Origin of the sequence: Streptomyces sp. NPDC088910 (genome assembly GCF_044749865.1) — a bacterium.
Lineage (GTDB): Bacteria > Actinomycetota > Actinomycetes > Streptomycetales > Streptomycetaceae > Actinacidiphila.
Window position 1 is genome coordinate 55,188 of the sequence record NZ_JBIVIV010000006.1, and the last position, 14,968, is coordinate 70,155.

Annotated in this window: 12 protein-coding genes and 1 pseudogene; 2 read left to right on the forward strand and 11 right to left on the reverse strand. The window is 72.9% G+C overall.

The features are described 5' to 3' along the window. Positions 1-2 precede the first annotated feature (2 nt). Complete coding sequence (locus ACIP4Z_RS15645; RefSeq protein WP_401308264.1) at positions 3-713, forward strand: ThuA domain-containing protein; 711 nt, start codon at positions 3-5, stop codon at positions 711-713. A gap of 135 nt (positions 714-848) precedes the next feature. Then, a complete protein-coding gene (locus ACIP4Z_RS15650; protein WP_391163211.1) occupies positions 849-1,658 on the forward strand; it encodes a DUF6227 family protein in 810 nt (269 codons plus the stop codon). A 25-nt stretch (positions 1,659-1,683) separates the two neighbouring features. Here the strand turns inward: ACIP4Z_RS15650 and ACIP4Z_RS15655 are convergent, their stop codons facing one another. The 11 genes and pseudogenes from ACIP4Z_RS15655 to ACIP4Z_RS15705 all read right to left on the reverse strand — a co-directional run bounded on the left by ACIP4Z_RS15655 (position 1,684) and on the right by ACIP4Z_RS15705 (position 14,913). Continuing rightward, positions 1,684-2,739 carry a carbohydrate kinase family protein gene (locus ACIP4Z_RS15655; protein ID WP_401308267.1) on the reverse strand — a complete coding sequence of 352 codons (1,056 nt, stop codon included), beginning with the start codon at positions 2,737-2,739 and terminating at the stop codon, positions 1,684-1,686. Beyond that, positions 2,736-3,242 (reverse strand): hypothetical protein, encoded by a 507-nt coding sequence (locus tag ACIP4Z_RS15660; protein ID WP_355346790.1) that lies wholly within the window; start codon positions 3,240-3,242, stop codon positions 2,736-2,738. Before ACIP4Z_RS15660 ends, ACIP4Z_RS15655 begins: the two co-directional genes overlap by 4 nt. A gap of 69 nt (positions 3,243-3,311) precedes the next feature. Then, positions 3,312-4,319 (reverse strand): hypothetical protein, encoded by a 1,008-nt coding sequence (locus ACIP4Z_RS15665; RefSeq protein WP_401308270.1) that lies wholly within the window; start codon positions 4,317-4,319, stop codon positions 3,312-3,314. A gap of 265 nt (positions 4,320-4,584) precedes the next feature. Beyond that, positions 4,585-5,187, reverse strand: a pseudogene (locus ACIP4Z_RS15670) (RNA polymerase sigma factor); the annotation flags it as partial. Positions 5,188-5,700: 513 nt separating this feature from the next. Next, complete coding sequence (locus tag ACIP4Z_RS15675) at positions 5,701-6,909, reverse strand: glycoside hydrolase family 6 protein (protein ID WP_401308273.1); 1,209 nt, start codon at positions 6,907-6,909, stop codon at positions 5,701-5,703. A gap of 189 nt (positions 6,910-7,098) precedes the next feature. Then, positions 7,099-7,995 (reverse strand): carbohydrate ABC transporter permease, encoded by an 897-nt coding sequence (locus ACIP4Z_RS15680; protein WP_401308899.1) that lies wholly within the window; start codon positions 7,993-7,995, stop codon positions 7,099-7,101. A 5-nt stretch (positions 7,996-8,000) separates the two neighbouring features. After that, positions 8,001-8,897 carry a sugar ABC transporter permease gene (locus ACIP4Z_RS15685; RefSeq protein WP_355346799.1) on the reverse strand — a complete coding sequence of 299 codons (897 nt, stop codon included), beginning with the start codon at positions 8,895-8,897 and terminating at the stop codon, positions 8,001-8,003. Beyond that, the gene (locus ACIP4Z_RS15690) at positions 8,897-10,204 is read right to left on the reverse strand and encodes an ABC transporter substrate-binding protein (RefSeq protein WP_401308278.1); all 1,308 of its coding nucleotides are present in this window, start codon (positions 10,202-10,204) and stop codon (positions 8,897-8,899) included. Before ACIP4Z_RS15690 ends, ACIP4Z_RS15685 begins: the two co-directional genes overlap by 1 nt. A 17-nt stretch (positions 10,205-10,221) precedes the next feature. After that, on the reverse strand, positions 10,222-11,658 hold the full coding sequence (locus tag ACIP4Z_RS15695) for an aldehyde dehydrogenase family protein (RefSeq protein ID WP_401308281.1): 1,437 nt from the start codon (positions 11,656-11,658) through the stop codon (positions 10,222-10,224). Positions 11,659-12,271: 613 nt separating this feature from the next. Beyond that, positions 12,272-13,453 carry an ROK family protein gene (locus ACIP4Z_RS15700; RefSeq protein WP_391045781.1) on the reverse strand — a complete coding sequence of 394 codons (1,182 nt, stop codon included), beginning with the start codon at positions 13,451-13,453 and terminating at the stop codon, positions 12,272-12,274. A 179-nt stretch (positions 13,454-13,632) separates the two neighbouring features. Continuing rightward, the gene (locus ACIP4Z_RS15705) at positions 13,633-14,913 is read right to left on the reverse strand and encodes an alpha-L-fucosidase (RefSeq protein WP_391045784.1); all 1,281 of its coding nucleotides are present in this window, start codon (positions 14,911-14,913) and stop codon (positions 13,633-13,635) included. Positions 14,914-14,968: the final 55 nt, after the last annotated feature.

The window sequence follows — 14,968 nt, forward strand, 5'->3', positions numbered from 1 at the left end:
GCATGCCCGGACCCGACCGCGTCCTCGTCTTCAGCGCCACCGCCGGGTACCGGCACGACTCCATACCGGCCGGGGCCGCCGCCCTCACCGAGATCGCGGCGGACCACGGACTGCGCGTCCACCACACCGAGGACAGCGCGGAGTTGGGGGCAGCCGTGCTCGACGGCTGCGCGGCCGTCGTCTTCCTCTCCCCCACCGGTGACGTCCTCGACGACCTGACCCGTCGTCACCTGCGGGCCTACGTCACGGACGGCGGCGGTTTCCTCGGCGTCCACGCCGCCGCCTGCGCGGAGGAGCACTGGCCGTACTACGAAGAGCTGGTCGGCGCCCGCTTCGACGGGCACCCGGAGATCCAGCGGGCCGAGGTGACCGTCGAGGACCGTACGCACCCGGCGACCGCGCACCTGCCGGAGCGCTGGACGTGGACCGACGAGTGGTACAACTTCCGCGCCGGTCCCCGCGATGCCGGCCGGGCCACCGGCGCGGACGCGGGCGTACGCGTGCTGGCCTCGGTGGACGAGCGGGGCTACACCGGCGGCACGATGGGCGCAGACCATCCGCTGGTGTGGTGCCGTCGCCTGGGTGCGGGCCGGTCGTTCTACACGGCGCTGGGCCACGACGCGACGGCCTACGCCGACCCGGACTTCCGCGCCCACCTGCGCGGCGCGCTCCTGTGGTGCGCCGCGAAAGGCCCGTCCGCCGACGGGAACTGACGGCGGATCACGCAGCCGGAGGGCGCGCGGGGGCCAACCATGCGCCGTAAATCTGCGCGTTCGCGGGCGCAATCGGCTACCGCGCTACTACCCTGAGTCGCCGCGGGGTTGGCGAGGCGGAGCCGGGAGGGCCGGATGGACGCAGAGCCTAGGAACGGAACGGAGCCCGTACGGTCGGGTGGCCGGCCGGCGGAGCAGTTCGACCAGTTACTCCGCCGTGCGGAGAACGGGGAACGGGTGGAACCCGTCCTGGCCGCGGAGGTGCGCACCGCGCTGATGCACTACTGCGGCCTCCAGTCGTGCCGTCACACCAAGGGCCCGCCGCGCAAGCTGAACCGGCGCACCTTCCGGCACAGCTTCCTGCTGCCGGACGGCGCCGTCCGCGTGGTGTGGGAGCTCGAACACAACGCGGGGCCGGACGACGGCGCCGTGCACCGCGCCGTCTTCACCGAGCGCGAGGACCTGACGCTCGCCGAGTGGGAGGTCGACGCGGTCTTCGGCGGCTCCCCGGGACCGCGCGACCTCGCCCCGGACGCGCCCGCGTCGCCGTACGAGGACACGTTGCCCGCGACCGCGACCGGGCTGCTCGCCGACACCCCCGACGCCTTCCGTCGCGCGTACACCGAGGGCGACTCCGCCGAGCACGCCTGGCGGCTGCTGCGCCGCGCGACCAACGCCAACGCGCCCGGCCAGGACGTCCGCGGCAGGCTGCGCGCCGCGATCGCGCACGACATCAGCATCGTCACCCGCCGCAGCGCCCTGATCCGGGGCCGCCATGTGTCGTGGTCGCTGTACGAGCACGCGTTCCTGCTGCTGGACGGCACCGAGGTGAGCCTGTGGGAGATCGACCACACCCGCACACCGAGCGGCGACCCGGTGTGCGAGGTCTACGCGTCGCAGGACGCGGCCCTGGACACGGCGGTACGGCGGATCGAGGCGACCTGAGGACGTCGATCCGTACGGGCACGGGCTAAAGGACGGCCCCCACCGCGCCGTTGGCCGCGGCACGCGCGCGGGCGACGGCCGCGGCGAGGTCGGCGGCGCCGATGATCTCCTCGTGGGTGCCGTGGCTCCCGCAGGCGTAGGCGCCGGAGACGGAACCGGCGAGCACGCACTCCGCCAGGTCGCGCCCGGCGAACCGGGCGTGCAGGAAGGCGGTGAGGAAGGCGTCACCGGCTCCGTTGCTGTCCACGACCGGGCGTTCGGGGGTGACGGCGGGGAAGTGCCGCGGCCGGTCGTCGCCGCGGGCCAGGACGTGGCAGCCCGCGGCGCCGTCGGTGGCGACGACCAGCGAGGCCCTGCCCCGCTGGACGATCCGCAGCATCACCGCGCCGATCCCCTCGCCCACCGAGGCGGCGCTGAGGAAGACGAGATCCGCGCCGTACGCCCACGGGTGGGCGGAGGGGTCCTCGCCGTCCCAGGCGTGCAGGTCGGTGGAGACGGTGCGGCCCAGCCGGGCGGCATCGGCGAACACGTCCTGGGCCAGGGGCGATCGGGAGACGTGCACATGGCGGGCGCGTTCCAGGTGGGGCAGGTAGAAGGCGCTCGGCAGCCGCAGGCCGTCCGGGTGGCGGCCGTCGTAGAAGGAGAAGCGCCGCCCTTCGCGGTCGACCAGGTTGACGCTGCGCGGGGTGCCCGCGGGCGCGGGCAGATGGCTGAAGTCGAGCCCGGCGGACGCGTACCGCTCCAGGATCATCCGGCCCTGCGCGTCGTCGCCGAGGAAGTCGATGAATTTGGTGGTCAGGCCGAGCGCGTGGAAACCGAGGGCGACGCCGTTGCCGGTGTGCGCGACATAGTCGCGGATCGGCGGGACGCCGACCGAGTCGCTGTCGGGGATGGCGAAGTCGTCGACCCGCACGATGGTGTCCACGCCGGTGCCGCCGACCACGAGGACGTCGTAGTCGGGGCTCGCGGAACCGGGGCTCGCGGAACCGGCGCTTTCGGAACCGGGGCTTTCGAGACCGGGCGCGTCCGCGCCCCGTACCTCGGCGTCCGTCGCGTCGCGGCCCCGCGGTGCGGTGGTCATCGGCGGTCTCCCTCGTGGTCACCGCGGCGCGCGGCGTGGTCCTGGTGCGCGGTCAGTATCAGCAGCGACAGCCGGGACAGCGGCGGCACCGGGTCGGTGCGGCCCGCCCGCTGCCAGGCGATGATGATCGTCAGTCTGATCATCTTCCGGGCGACGTACAACAGCAACGCGGCCATGGGCAGTTCGGCGAGGCCGGCGGTGAGCAGCGAGCCGACCCTGTCGTCGCTGTTCCAGTCGAGGACGACGTCGAACCAGGCGTCGCAGATCAGCAGGGTGCCGGTGACGATCGCCCACGGGATGAAGATCTGGAGCCGCCGCCAGGCGCACAGCGCGGTGACGCCGATCGCGAGGATCAGCGCGCAGTCGAAGCCGACCCAGGCGAAGCGCCACTGGCTGACCACCCGGTGGCTCGGGAGGCTCGCCAGCAGGTAGCCGATCCAGGGGATGAGGAAGATGAAGCTTCCGGTGACGACCGCGAGGAACATCTGGCGCATGTGACGCACGTGAGGATCGTGCGGCGAGGGAACCCCGGTAAGCATGGCGTCCACTGTGCCGGATCGTCGCTCCGGAGGTCACCTCACGGTCGACCCGTGGTCGTGTGTCGCGTTCTCGTCACTCTTTCCCTGCCCGGAGGAGTCGTCCGAGCCGGAATTCGACCCCGCGCCGGAGCCCTGCTCCGAGCCGGAATTCGACCCCGCGCCCGAGCCGGGGTCCTGGCCGGGGTCCGTGGCGCCCGGCGACGGCGGCGCGGACGCGCCCGGCCCGGTCGGCGCGCCCCCGGTGGGCCAGGTGTAGCCGTCGGTGTCGACGGGGTCGGTCGTGGCGGCCGGGGCGGACTGCCCGTGCGCGAGCACCCGGCGGCAGTAGTCGGCGATCCGCTCCTTGCGGCCCGCCTCCCCCTGGAGCCGGGCGACCAGCCACGGATCGGCGTGCCCGCCGTGCCGGGTGGCCTGCGTATAGCCGCGGCACAGCGCCTTGAGCACGGCCTGGTGGTTCCTGTCCGACGGCTTGTACGGGCCGGGGTGGTGCGGGGCGCGCGGGTCGCCGTGCCGGTGTCCCCCGTCGTCCCCGGTGGGGGACGGCGAGGCGCCGCGGGGCGCGTCGGTGCCGGGCGCGGGCGGGGAGGTCGTGCGCGGTACGGCGGCGCCCGGTCCGTCGGCGGTCCCGCCGGCGCCACCGGCGGCGAGGGGACCCGCGTGGAAGGCGCCGCCGCGGAAGGGTCCGGGCAGCACGCCGGTCCCGGCTGCCACGGCCACCCCGCTCACCGCGAAGACCGCGACGAGTCCCCCGGCCAGCGCCTTCGCGGACCGCCCCGACACCACCAACCGCCGTCCCTCGTCGGCGCCGCCGGTACGGCGCGCGGCCCGGAAGGCGGCCAGCGCGGCCTGTTCGCGCTCGGGGTCGACCTCGGTGTCCCCGGACGCGGCCGTCAGCAGCCGCAGCAGTGTGAAGAACCGGGCGTCGGCGACCTCGTGGAGGGTGCCGGGTTCGGCGGGGCACTCGCCCTTGGTGACGACGCTCAGCAGCCGTTCGGCGGTCACCGGGTCCGGCCAGGTGCCCACGTCACGTCCGTCGTCCATCTCACGCCTCCCCGGCATCGTCACCCACCACCTCGTCGGCGCCGCCGCGCCCCGGCCCGTCCGCGCCCGCGACCCGTCGGCGTCCGACGACCGCCGGCCCGCCCGAGTCCGTACACGCGATGTCCGTGCGCGCGGTTTCACCACGCGCGATGTCCTTACCTCCGGCGCCCGTACCGGCCGGGTCCGTGACGTCCGCGTCCGTAGTGCCGACCTCCCCGCCGGATTCCGCGGGCGCCACCGCGCGGCCGCGCGGCTCGCGGGCTCCGGCGCCCAGCTGTTGGGCGAGGCGGCGCAGGCCGCGGTAGGCGGCGGTGCGTACGGCGCCGGGGCGTTTGCCGAGGACGTCGGCCGCCGCGGGTGCGCTCAGGCCGATCACGACGCGGAGCAGGACGGCCTCGGCCTGGTCGCGCGGGAGCGCGGCGATCAGGGCGAGCGCGCGGGCGGTGGACAGATTGTCGAGGGCGGTGCCCGCGGAGTCGGGCACGGGGACCGGCTCGGCCGCGGCGGGGTCGAGGACGGTGGTGCGGGGGCGGGACTTGAGCCGGCGTACGTGGTCGAGGGCGCGGTGCCTGGCGATGGTGGCCGCCCAGCCGCGGAAGGCGGCGCCGTCACCGCGGAAGGCGTGCAGGTCGCGGACGATGTCGTGCCAGGTGTCGGAGGCGATGTCGTCGGCGTCGTCGCCGACCAGGCCGCGCAGGTAGCCGAGCAGCATCGGCTGCACCTCGCGGTAGACGACGGTGAACGCGGCCTCGTCCCCGGCTCTCGCGCGGGTCACCGCGCGGCCGAGTTCCGCGCCGTCCGTCCCCGCGCGCCGTCGCGTACCGGCCCTGACCACCGCGTCCTCTTCGTACGTCGCGGCACCGCGCATCGTGCCCATGCCCCCGGAGCGGCCGGACCCCCGGGGTTGCCGTCCCGTCTCGTACAGCGTCGCGGCCCCGGCAGGTGTCACCGCGGACCCCGTCCGGCGCGGGACGGCTCGGCTGTACGTCGTTCCGGGTGCGGGCGTACCGGGCCCGGGCCCGTGGGACCCGCGAACCGGCGGGCGCGGCCGGGAGGCGGACCGTACTGTGTGCGCGCCGGACCGTGCATACCGCCTCCGCTCAGCGAGCCGACCGCTCCCGGTGGGCGGTGCGTGGCTCTACTCCCCACAGCGCCCACGGCGGCGAAAGCGTCACTCGCGCCCCATACGCCACGACCGGCGGACGGTCGCCTTCCGGTCCACGGGAGCGGGCGGCGGCGGAGCGGGGGCTCGGGTGGGCGCGAGTGGGCCGGGGTCGGACGGTCGGGGGTCGGACCGGCGGGGACGGGAAAGCGCACGGCCGCCTTCCCCGCCCTGCCGCGAGCGGGGAGAGCGCGGTGGCGGGGAAGGCGGCCGGCGGCATCAGTGCGGCAGCAGCGGCGGGTTGGCCCGGCGGACCAGTTCCAGCGCCTGCTGGGTGAACCACGCGCCCGCCGCCGGGTCCGCGTAGCCGCGTTCCGGGTCGTTCGGGCCCGCGGTGCCGCGGGTGCACTGGCCGTCGGACTCGCCCGGGATCTTCACCCAGAGCTTCGCGTCGGCCAGCGGGTCGCCGGTGTTCAGGGTCGGCCTGGCCCCGAGGCCACGGCCGGGGGGATTGCACCAGTCCTGCGCGTCGGTGTAGACGCCGGACGGCGGGGTCCAGGGGCCCTGGCCGTTGCGGCTGGTGTCGGTGACGAAGTGCTTCATGGCGGACGGCGCGGTGTGCACGTTCGCGGTCAGCCAGGTCTGCGCGTCGTTGACCGGCCAGTACTGGTTGGGGCAGGCGGCGGTGTCGCCGCCGCCCGCCGCGTAGGCGAGGCAGGACGAGATGAGCTTGCCGTACCAGGCGAGTTCGCTGTCCGAGCGGTAGTTGGAGATGTTCAGGTAGAAGCCGGTGGCGTCGCCGACGCCCGCCTCCACCAGCCGGGGGACGATGTCGTTGACGTTGTGCCAGCCGCTGTGGCCCGCGTCCAGGTAGACCTTGGTGCCCGCTTGCGGCTCCAACGCCTCGACGGCGTAGTGGATTTCGTCGTAGCGCGCGGCCGTGAGGGTGCCTTGCGCGTCGTCGGCGCCGCAGTCGGACGGGAGCAGCGCCAGCGAGTCGGGTTCGAGGATCACCGTGGCGGGCTGCGCCCCGATGCCGCGCTTGACGGCGTCGATCCACGCCTCGTACTCGGCGGTGTTGGCGGCGCCGCCCGCCGAGTACTGGGCGCAGTCGCGGCCGGGGATGTTGTAGAGCGCGAGCACCGGCAGCGCGTGGCGGCGGGCGGCGTCGGTGACGGTCTTGTGGACCGAGCTCTCCACCTGGGCGGGTGTCCCGTCGCCGTACCAGACGGCCTGCGGGGTCAGGGTCATCGCCAACACCCCTGCCGCGTCCCGGAAGTGCCCGTGCCGCAGCAGGTCCAGGATCTGCCGGTGCCCGTCCGCGTTGGCGGGCGGGGTGTAGAGCGCGGCGGGCGGGCGCGGGGCGGGGTTCGTGCCGTGACCGGTCGTCGCGTGCGCCGGGGCGACGGCGACGGCGGCCAGCGAGGCGGTGGCCGTGGCGGCGGTGACGAGCGTACGGGCGGTACGTGCGCGGACGCGTGCGGGCATGCGGGTGGACTCCTCGATACGGCGGGACGGAGTGCGGGCGCTGTCCGGGCGACGCTGAGTGGGAGCGCTCCCATGAACGGCTAGGGGAATTAACTCCTCATAGCGCGGCGCCGTCAATCCCCTGTGCGGGCTTCAAGAAATGAAGCCCGCACAGGAGCGGGGACCCGGCACAGGCGCGAGCCAGGAACCCTACTTGAGCGCCCCCGTCACCAGATCGATTCGCCAGAACCGCTGGAGCGACAGGAAGAGCGCGATCACGGGAACGACCGACAGCAGCGTGCCGGTCACCACCAGCGAGTACAGCGACGCCTCGTCGGCGCCGTGCCGCAGCAGGCTGTACAGACCCACGGTGAGCGGGAATTTGTCGTCGCTGGTGAGCATCACGTACGGCAGCAGGAAGTTGTTCCAGATCGCGATGAACTGGAGCAGGAACACCGTGACCAGGCCGGGGCCCATCAGCCGCAGCCCCACGGAGAAGAACAGCCGGGCCTCGCCCGCGCCGTCGATCCGCCCGGCCTCAAGCAGCGAGTCGGGCACCGCGGCGGCGGCGTAGATCCGGCACAGGTAGATGCCGTACGGGTTGAACAACTGCGGCAGCAGCACGCCGATCAGACTGTCCGTCATGCCGGCCTTGGACAGCAGCAGATACTGCGGCACGGCGAGCACGATCTGCGGCAGCAGCACTCCGGCGAGGATCGTGTTGAACAGCGCGGTACGGCCGCGGAAGGCGTATTTGGCCAGCGCGTATCCGGTGGCGGCGGAGACGAAGGAGGCGAGCAGGCCGCCGACCGCCGCGTAGAAGAAGCTGTTGAGCATCCAGCGCCAGAAGATGCCGTGCTGATAGTCCGTCAAGTCTCTGATGTTGCGCAGCAGTCCGAGGTCGGGCGAGGGGACGTAGGTGGCGGTGGAGAAGAGTTTGGTGCGGGATTTGGTGGCCGCGATCAGGATCCAGAGCGTGGGCACGACGCAGTAGAGCGCGCCGAGGACGAGCGCGGCGGTGGGGAGGAACGCGATGCGGGGGCGGGGGGCCGGGGTGCCGCGCTCCTGGCGCTCGCGCGGCGGGGCGCCCGCGGGCGCGGTGGTCACGGTGGTCACTTGGCCTCCCGCTGGACCCGGGACTGGATGACGCGCGCGGTCACGAAGGAGACGGCGAGCGCGGCGACGGTCAGGACGACGGAGGTGGCCGCCGCCGCGTGGATGTCGGAGTTGCCGAAGGCGTCGTCGTAGATCTTCATCAGCGGCACCCAGGTGGAGGAGACGGCGTTGGACAGCGGCTTGAGGGTGTTGGGCTCGTTGAAGACCTGGAGCGCGGCGAGCACCGTGAACAGGCAGCACATCACCACCGCGGGCATGACCAGCGGCACCTTGATCCGCAGCACGATCTGCCACTCGGTCGCGCCGTCCAGCCGCGCCGACTCGTGGAGTTCGGCGGGCAGCGCGCGCAGCGCCGTGTAGATCACGATCATGTTGAAGCCGACCGCGCCCCACACCGCCACGTTGGCGACCGAGAAGAAGACCGCGGTCCGTCCGAAGAAGTCGACGTGGTCGCCGCCGATCGGGCTGGTGGCGGGCAGGTAGAGGAAGCCCCACATCAGCGAGGCGATCACGCCGGGGACCGCGTACGGCAGGAAGATCGTCAGCCGGGTGATCCGCTTGAGCCGGGTGCGTTCCATGTCGAGCAGCACCGCGAACAGCAGCGCGAGGAACACCGTCCCCGGCACGGTGATCGCGCCGAGCGCCAGCATCCGCGTGACACCCGACCAGAGGTCGGAATCCCCCAGCACGTCACGGTAGTTGGCCAGACCCGCCCATACGGTGTGGGTGCCGCCGCCGAGCAGCCCGCCGTTGACCTTGCGGCGCTGGAAGCTGAGCAGCAGCGCGTAGACCCCGGGGGCCACGACGAAGGCGGCGAAGAGCAGGACGGCGGGCAGGACCAGCAGATACGGGAACCGGCCGGTCCTGCGCGCGGTGGTCGTCTGACGCTCCATCAGCCGACCGTGAATCCGAGCTTCTTCATGTCCGCGACGGTGGCGCTCTGCATGGCGTCGAGCGCGCCCTTGAACGAACCGCCGCCCTGGAGCGCCTTGCTGAAGTTGTCGGTGTAGCCGGTGAAGGTCACGGTGACGTCGGGTCCCCACATCGGGAAGCTGCGCGCGACCGGCGCGACCTTCTTGACCTGGGCGTAGAAGTCCGGCTGGTTCGGGAAGAACGCGGGCGCGGCCTGGAGCACGGGCAGCGAGCGGCCCGCGGTGGCGGCGGGATAGACGTTGATCTGCTTGACCTGCTCGGTGACCGCCGCGTCGTCGGTGTTCAGCCAGGACGCGAACGCGGCGGCCTCGGCCGGGTGCCGGGAGTCGCTGGTGACGGTGGTGGCGGAGCCGCCCCAGATGCCGGTGGCAGGGTCTCCGGCCGTCCACGCGGGCAGCGGCGCCACCGCCCACTTGCCCTTGGTGGCGGGCGCGATGCCGCCGATCTGCGCGGGCGCCCAGGCGCCGGAGATCCAGGTGAGCAGCGTCCCGTCGTTCATCTGCTTGTTCCACTGCGGGCTGAACGACGGATTTTTGGCGATCACGCCGTCGTCGACCAGGCCCTGCCAGTAGTCCGCGACCTTCACCGTGGGCGCGCCCGCGATGTCGACCTTCCAGGTGGTTCCGCTGGTGGTCCACCAGTCGGCGCCCGCCTGCTGGGCGAGGCCGGTGAACCAACCGGGGTCCGCCGCGTCGAAGTTGGTCAGATACGCCTTGGGCGCCTTGGCCCGCAGCGACCTGGCCGCCGCCGCGTACGCGTCCCACGTCGTCGGTACGGCCAGGCCGTACTTCGTGAACAGGTCGGCGCGGTAGAAGAGCATCAGCGGGGCGACGTCCTGCGGGACGCCGTACACCTTGCCCTCGAACACCGTGCTCTTCAGGGTCGGTTGGTCGAATTTCTCGACGGTGTCCTTGGTGTACTCGGTGATGTCCCGCACGACGCCCTTGGAGACCAGCGCGGGCAACGACTGGTACTCGACCTTGGCGATGTCCGGACCGTTCTTCGCCTCGTGCGCGGTGATCATCTTGGCGACCAACTGGTCACCGCCCGCCGGGTTGGAGAGCTTCACGTGGATCTCGGGGTGCGCCGTGTTCCACTTGGCGACGACCTTGTCCATGTTCGGGTCCCAGTCCCAGAAGGACAGTTCGACCTTGCCCTTCCCGCTCGGCTCCTGGCCGGACTTCTTGTCCGATCCGCCGCCACAGGCCGCCGTCGTCACCAGCAGCCCTGCCGCCACCAGCACAACGGCGGCTCTTGTCCGTGTCACGCCCATGGGGTGGTTCCTCAGCTCTCGTCGGTGGCGGGCGCGGTGGCCCAGTCGGGAAGGTTCAACGGCGTGCGCTGGATGCCGATCCACTGCCGCCGCGTGAAGCCGGGCATCTGGTTCTCCGCGCCGTGCCTGGCGTGCGCGTCGTTGACGTGCACCTCGCCCGCCGCGAGCCGCTCCGCGACGGACAGGCCGCGGATCAGATCCCGCGTGAAGACCGAATTCATCAGCATGGGAAGGCCGTTGGTCAGCGCCACGGCCTCCTCCTCGGTGTCGACCACCGTCACCGGGATCACCGGCCCGAAGACCTCCTCCCGGAACGCGGGCATCTGCGGCGTCACCCCGGTCAGCACCGTCGGCCGGTAGAACAGCCCCTCGTACGTGCCGCCGGTCACCAGCCGCGCGCCCATCGCCAGCGACGGCTCCACGATCGTGCGGTGCAGCCGGTCGAGCTGCGTCCGGCTGATCAGCGGCCCCAACGCGTTCCCCGCGTCGAACGGGTCCCCCACCTTCAGCGCCGCCGCCCGCCGCACCACGGCCTCCACGTACGTGTCCGCGACGGCCCGCTGCACGATGTGCCGACTGGCGCTGATGCACGTCTGCCCCTGGAACTCCAGCGACGCCACCATCGCGCAGTCCGCGGCCAGTTCCACATCCGCGTCGTCCAGCACCACGAACGCGTTACTGCCGCCCAACTCCAGCCGGATGTCCCGCAACTCCCCCGCCGCCGCCCGGCTGATCGCCAGCCCCACCTCCCGCGACCCGGTGAAGTCCAGCATGTCCACCCCCTGATGCCGCGCCAACGCCCACCCGGCCTCGGGGCCCTCCCCCGTCACCACGTTCAACACCCCGCGCGGCAGCCCCACATGCTCGGCCGCCTCCGCCAGCACCTGCCCGCCGATCACCGGCGTCAGCTCCGCCGGTTTCAGCACCACCGTGTTCCCGAACGCCAGCCCCGGCGCCACCGCCCGCATCGCCAGATTCATCGGGTAGTTCCACGGCGTGATCAGCCCCAGCACCCCGAGCGGCACCACCCGCGACAGCGACAGCTTCCCCGCCTTGTACGGCGGCAGGATCTCCCCCGCGTTCTCGCTCACCTGCACCGCCGACAAGGCGAGCTGCCGCACGCTCGTCCCCACCTCGTCCTCGGCCTTCGCCCTCACCCCGCCCGTCTCCCGCATGCTCTGCTCGACCAGCTCCCCGAACCGGTCCTCCAGATACCGCCCCAACTCCCGCACATACCGGCCCCGTTCCGGCGCCGCCAGCCCCGCCCACCCCGACTGCGCCGCCCGCGCCGCCGCCACCGCCCGGTCCACGTCCTCCGCCGCCCCCAGCGCGTACCGCCCGATCTCCCGCCCCGTCGCCTTCTCCTCCACCACCCCGCTCCTCTGCGACGCCGCCGCCACGAACTCGCCGTCGATGTACAGCCGACCGTCTCCGGGATGCGAGGGCATACGTTCTCCAAGGAAGGGGGTAACGAAATGAGCCGCCTTTTTCTTGGACTTAAACTAAGTAGCGACCGATCACCGGTCAATCCGTCGCACACAACTTTTTCCCGGGCCCCACATCCCCCAGCCGGTTCCCCACCAGCTCACCGCCCCGCCCCGCGGTTCGCCGCACGGGTGCCCCTGCGCGAGGGGCTGCGCCCCTCCGGCACCGCTGCGCAGGTGGGTTCGCCGGTGGGTGCGTCTGCACGAGGGGCTGCGCCCCTACGGCACCGCTGCGCAGGTGGGTTCGCCGGTAGCCAGCGAGCCAAAGGCGGCGCCGGTGTCGAAAGCGACGATGAGCAGGGAGCGAGGAACGAGCGACCGTCGAAGAGGAGCGTCGACACCGGATCTAAGCCGCCGGAGGCGAGAGGGCGGCAAAAAAGGGGGAAGGACGGTGAGCCGACACAAGACGGCTCCCACGCACGGTTCGCCGCACCGGTGCGCGAACGCGGGACAGTGACCTGCACCGGTGCGCCAACGCAAGACGGCTCCCACCCACGGTTCGCCGCCACGCTGAGCTCACCCAAGACCGCTCCCCGCCGCAGCGCCCCCGCACCACCGACCAGACGCGAACCGCCCCCTACCCCCCCGTCAACACCCCGTGCACCGGCAGCGTCGCCGCCCCCAGCGCCACCGCCTCCGGGCCCAGGCGGCCCAGTTCCACCGCCGTGCCCGCCGCCAGGTAGTCGAGCGTGTGGCGGCGCATCGCGTCGCGTACGGCGGGGAGCATCGTCGGGCCCATGGCGCCGCTGACCCAGCCGGAGAGGATGACGCGGTCGGGGCTGAGCAGATTGATCAGGTTGGCGATGCCGATGCCCAGGTACTCCGCGGTCCAGCGGACCGTGTCGGCCGCCGGGCCCGGCCGGGAGGCGGCGGCGACGAGCGCGGCGACGCGCGCCTCGGTGCCGACGCCGGGGAGTTCGGGGGCGCCGGGGATGCGCCCGTAGTGGCCGAGGATGGCGTCGGCGCCGACGTACGCCTCAAGACAGCCGTGGGAGCCGCAGCGGCACGCGGCGCCGCCGGCCTCGACGACGGTGTGGCCCCACTCGCTGGTGGTGCTGGTGACGCCGCCGGGCGAGCCGGTGGCGACGGCGGCGCCGACGCCGACCGCGAGCAGCGCGACGATGGCGCGTTCGGCGCCCCGGCCCGCGCCGCGCCACATCTCGGCCTGGCCGAGCGTGCGGGCGCAGTTGTCGAGGTGCAGGGGCGCGGCGATGTGCGGCCTGAGCAGCGCGTCGAAGGGGACGTCCGACCAGCCGAGGGTCGGCGCGTGGACCGAGCCGTCGGGCAGGACGGCGCCGGGCACGCCGACGCCCACGCCGAGCAGGGTGCCGGTGTCGACGCCCGCCTTGGCGGTGACCTCCTCGATGCCCGCCGTCACGAGCCCGGCCAGCACCGCGGGGTCGGGCCGTCCGGTGTCCATCGGGTAGGTGGCGGTGGCAAGGGTGTCGAGCGTCCAGTCGAAGAGCCCGACCTGGACGTGGGTCTCGCCGATGTCGACCCCGGCCACCTGCCCGTATCCGGGCCGCACTTCGAGGAGCGTGCGGGGACGGCCGCCGTCGGAGTCGAGCAGTCCCGCCTCGGCGACGAGGCCGTCCGCGACCAGGTCGGTGACGACGTTGCTGACGGTGGCGGAGCTGAGCCCGGTGGCGCGCATCAGGTCGTAGCGGCTGGCGGGGCCGTGCAGATAGAGCCGGGTCAGCACCGATGTGCGGTTGTGCCGACGCAGGTCCCTCGTCGTCCGGCCCACGTCGCGCGTCACCGGGCTCCCTCCACGATGTCGGTCGGACACGGCACCCCCGGGAGAGCGCAGTACAGGGCACATAGTGCCAGATCACCCACTCTCCGCTTTGGGGAGCACTCCCCAGGAACCAAGACATCGGATGCTTACGGGTTAACTCACCCCTTCCCACCGACCCGCGAGCGTCCTTGGACCACTCCTCACACCCGTCCCGTCCCCCGGTAGAGGTCGAGTTCGCCGTCCAGTTCCACGGCCAGCACGGTGGCGTGCTCGTCCACGTCGGCCGCCGAGGGCGCGTCGATCCACAGCACTCCCGGTACGTCGTGCAGGCCGCCGGTGACCTCGTGGCCGAGTTCGGCACCGGTGCCCACCACGGTCACGCGGCGTACGGCGTTGCGCAGGCCGCGCAGTGAGACCGTCTCACGCGGGGCGTCGAAGCAGGTCAGGTAGAGGGTGCGGCGGTCGGCGGAGAGGGTGCTCGGACCGTAGTGGTGACCGGCCGGGAGTCCGGCGACGGTGCCGTAGACGGCGGCGGAGTGCCGGGCGATCCAGTCGCCGAGCCCTTCGAGGCGGGCCGCCTGCTCCGCGGTGATCGTGCCGTCCTCGCGCGGGCCCACGTCCAGCAGCAGGTTGCCGCCCGCGCCGATCGTCTCGGTGAAGTAGCGCACGAGCTGGCCGACCGACTTCTGGTGGTCGTCGTGGCCCTGGTAGCCCCAGGAGTCGTTGACGGTCAGGCACAGTTCCCAGGGGCCGTCGGGGGCCTGGAGCGGGACGCCCTGCTCGGGGGTCGCGTAGTCGCCGCGGCTGAACATCCGGGCGTTGAAGACCGTCTCGGGGTTGACCGCGAGGACGGCGTCGGCCAGCGTGTCGATGCCCCACTGCTCCTCGGCGCGCTCCCACTCGCCGTCGAACCACAGCAGGTCGGGGCGGTACCGCTCGGCCAGTTCCACGACCTGGGCGTCGCGGTAGCCGAGGTAGCGCCGCCAGGCGGCGGGGTCCTCCGCGCCCGGCGCGGGGGCACTGAGCGGGTTGTCGTTGACGGCGGCCTGGAGCGGGTCGGGGTCGGGGTGCCGGACGGACGGGTAGTCGGGGTGCGACCAGTCGGAGTGGGAGTAGTAGAAGCCGACCTTGAGCCCTTCGGCGCGCAGCGCGTCGGCGTAGCCGCCGAGCAGGTCGCGGCCCGCGGGGGTGTCGCGGGTGACGGACAGGCCGTCCTCGCGGGCGGTGTCCCACAGGGCCACGCCGTCGTGGTGACGGGCCGTCAGCACGGCGTAGCGGGCGCCGGCGCGGGCGAACAGCCGCGCCCAGTCGTCCGGTTCGTACGCGGCGGCGGTGAACCCCGCGAGCTGTTTCATGTACCGCTCCCGGGTGACCTGCCCGGTGTAGAAGGACCACGACTCGGGGACGCCGTCGACGGCGTAGATCCCGTAGTGGATGAAGATGCCGAGCTTGGCGTCGGCAAACCAGGGCTGCATGGGCATGGGGCGCGTCCTCGCGAGACGATACATCGGATGTGTTGCCGGGACGCGTTGACCT

What these genes read in the sequence shown, in the direction of transcription:
- ACIP4Z_RS15665 (WP_401308270.1), bottom strand. Translation starts at nt 4,319, where the DNA reads ATGGACGACGGACGTGACGTGGGCACCTGGCCGGACCCGGTGACCGCC.
- ACIP4Z_RS15655 (WP_401308267.1), bottom strand. Translation starts at nt 2,739, where the DNA reads ATGACCACCGCACCGCGGGGCCGCGACGCGACGGACGCCGAGGTACGG.
- ACIP4Z_RS15685 (WP_355346799.1), bottom strand. Translation starts at nt 8,897, where the DNA reads ATGGAGCGTCAGACGACCACCGCGCGCAGGACCGGCCGGTTCCCGTAT.
- ACIP4Z_RS15675 (WP_401308273.1), bottom strand. Translation starts at nt 6,909, where the DNA reads ATGCCCGCACGCGTCCGCGCACGTACCGCCCGTACGCTCGTCACCGCC.
- ACIP4Z_RS15650 (WP_391163211.1), top strand. Translation starts at nt 849, where the DNA reads ATGGACGCAGAGCCTAGGAACGGAACGGAGCCCGTACGGTCGGGTGGC.
- ACIP4Z_RS15645 (WP_401308264.1), top strand. Translation starts at nt 3, where the DNA reads ATGCCCGGACCCGACCGCGTCCTCGTCTTCAGCGCCACCGCCGGGTAC.
- ACIP4Z_RS15705 (WP_391045784.1), bottom strand. Translation starts at nt 14,913, where the DNA reads ATGCCCATGCAGCCCTGGTTTGCCGACGCCAAGCTCGGCATCTTCATC.
- ACIP4Z_RS15695 (WP_401308281.1), bottom strand. Translation starts at nt 11,658, where the DNA reads ATGCCCTCGCATCCCGGAGACGGTCGGCTGTACATCGACGGCGAGTTC.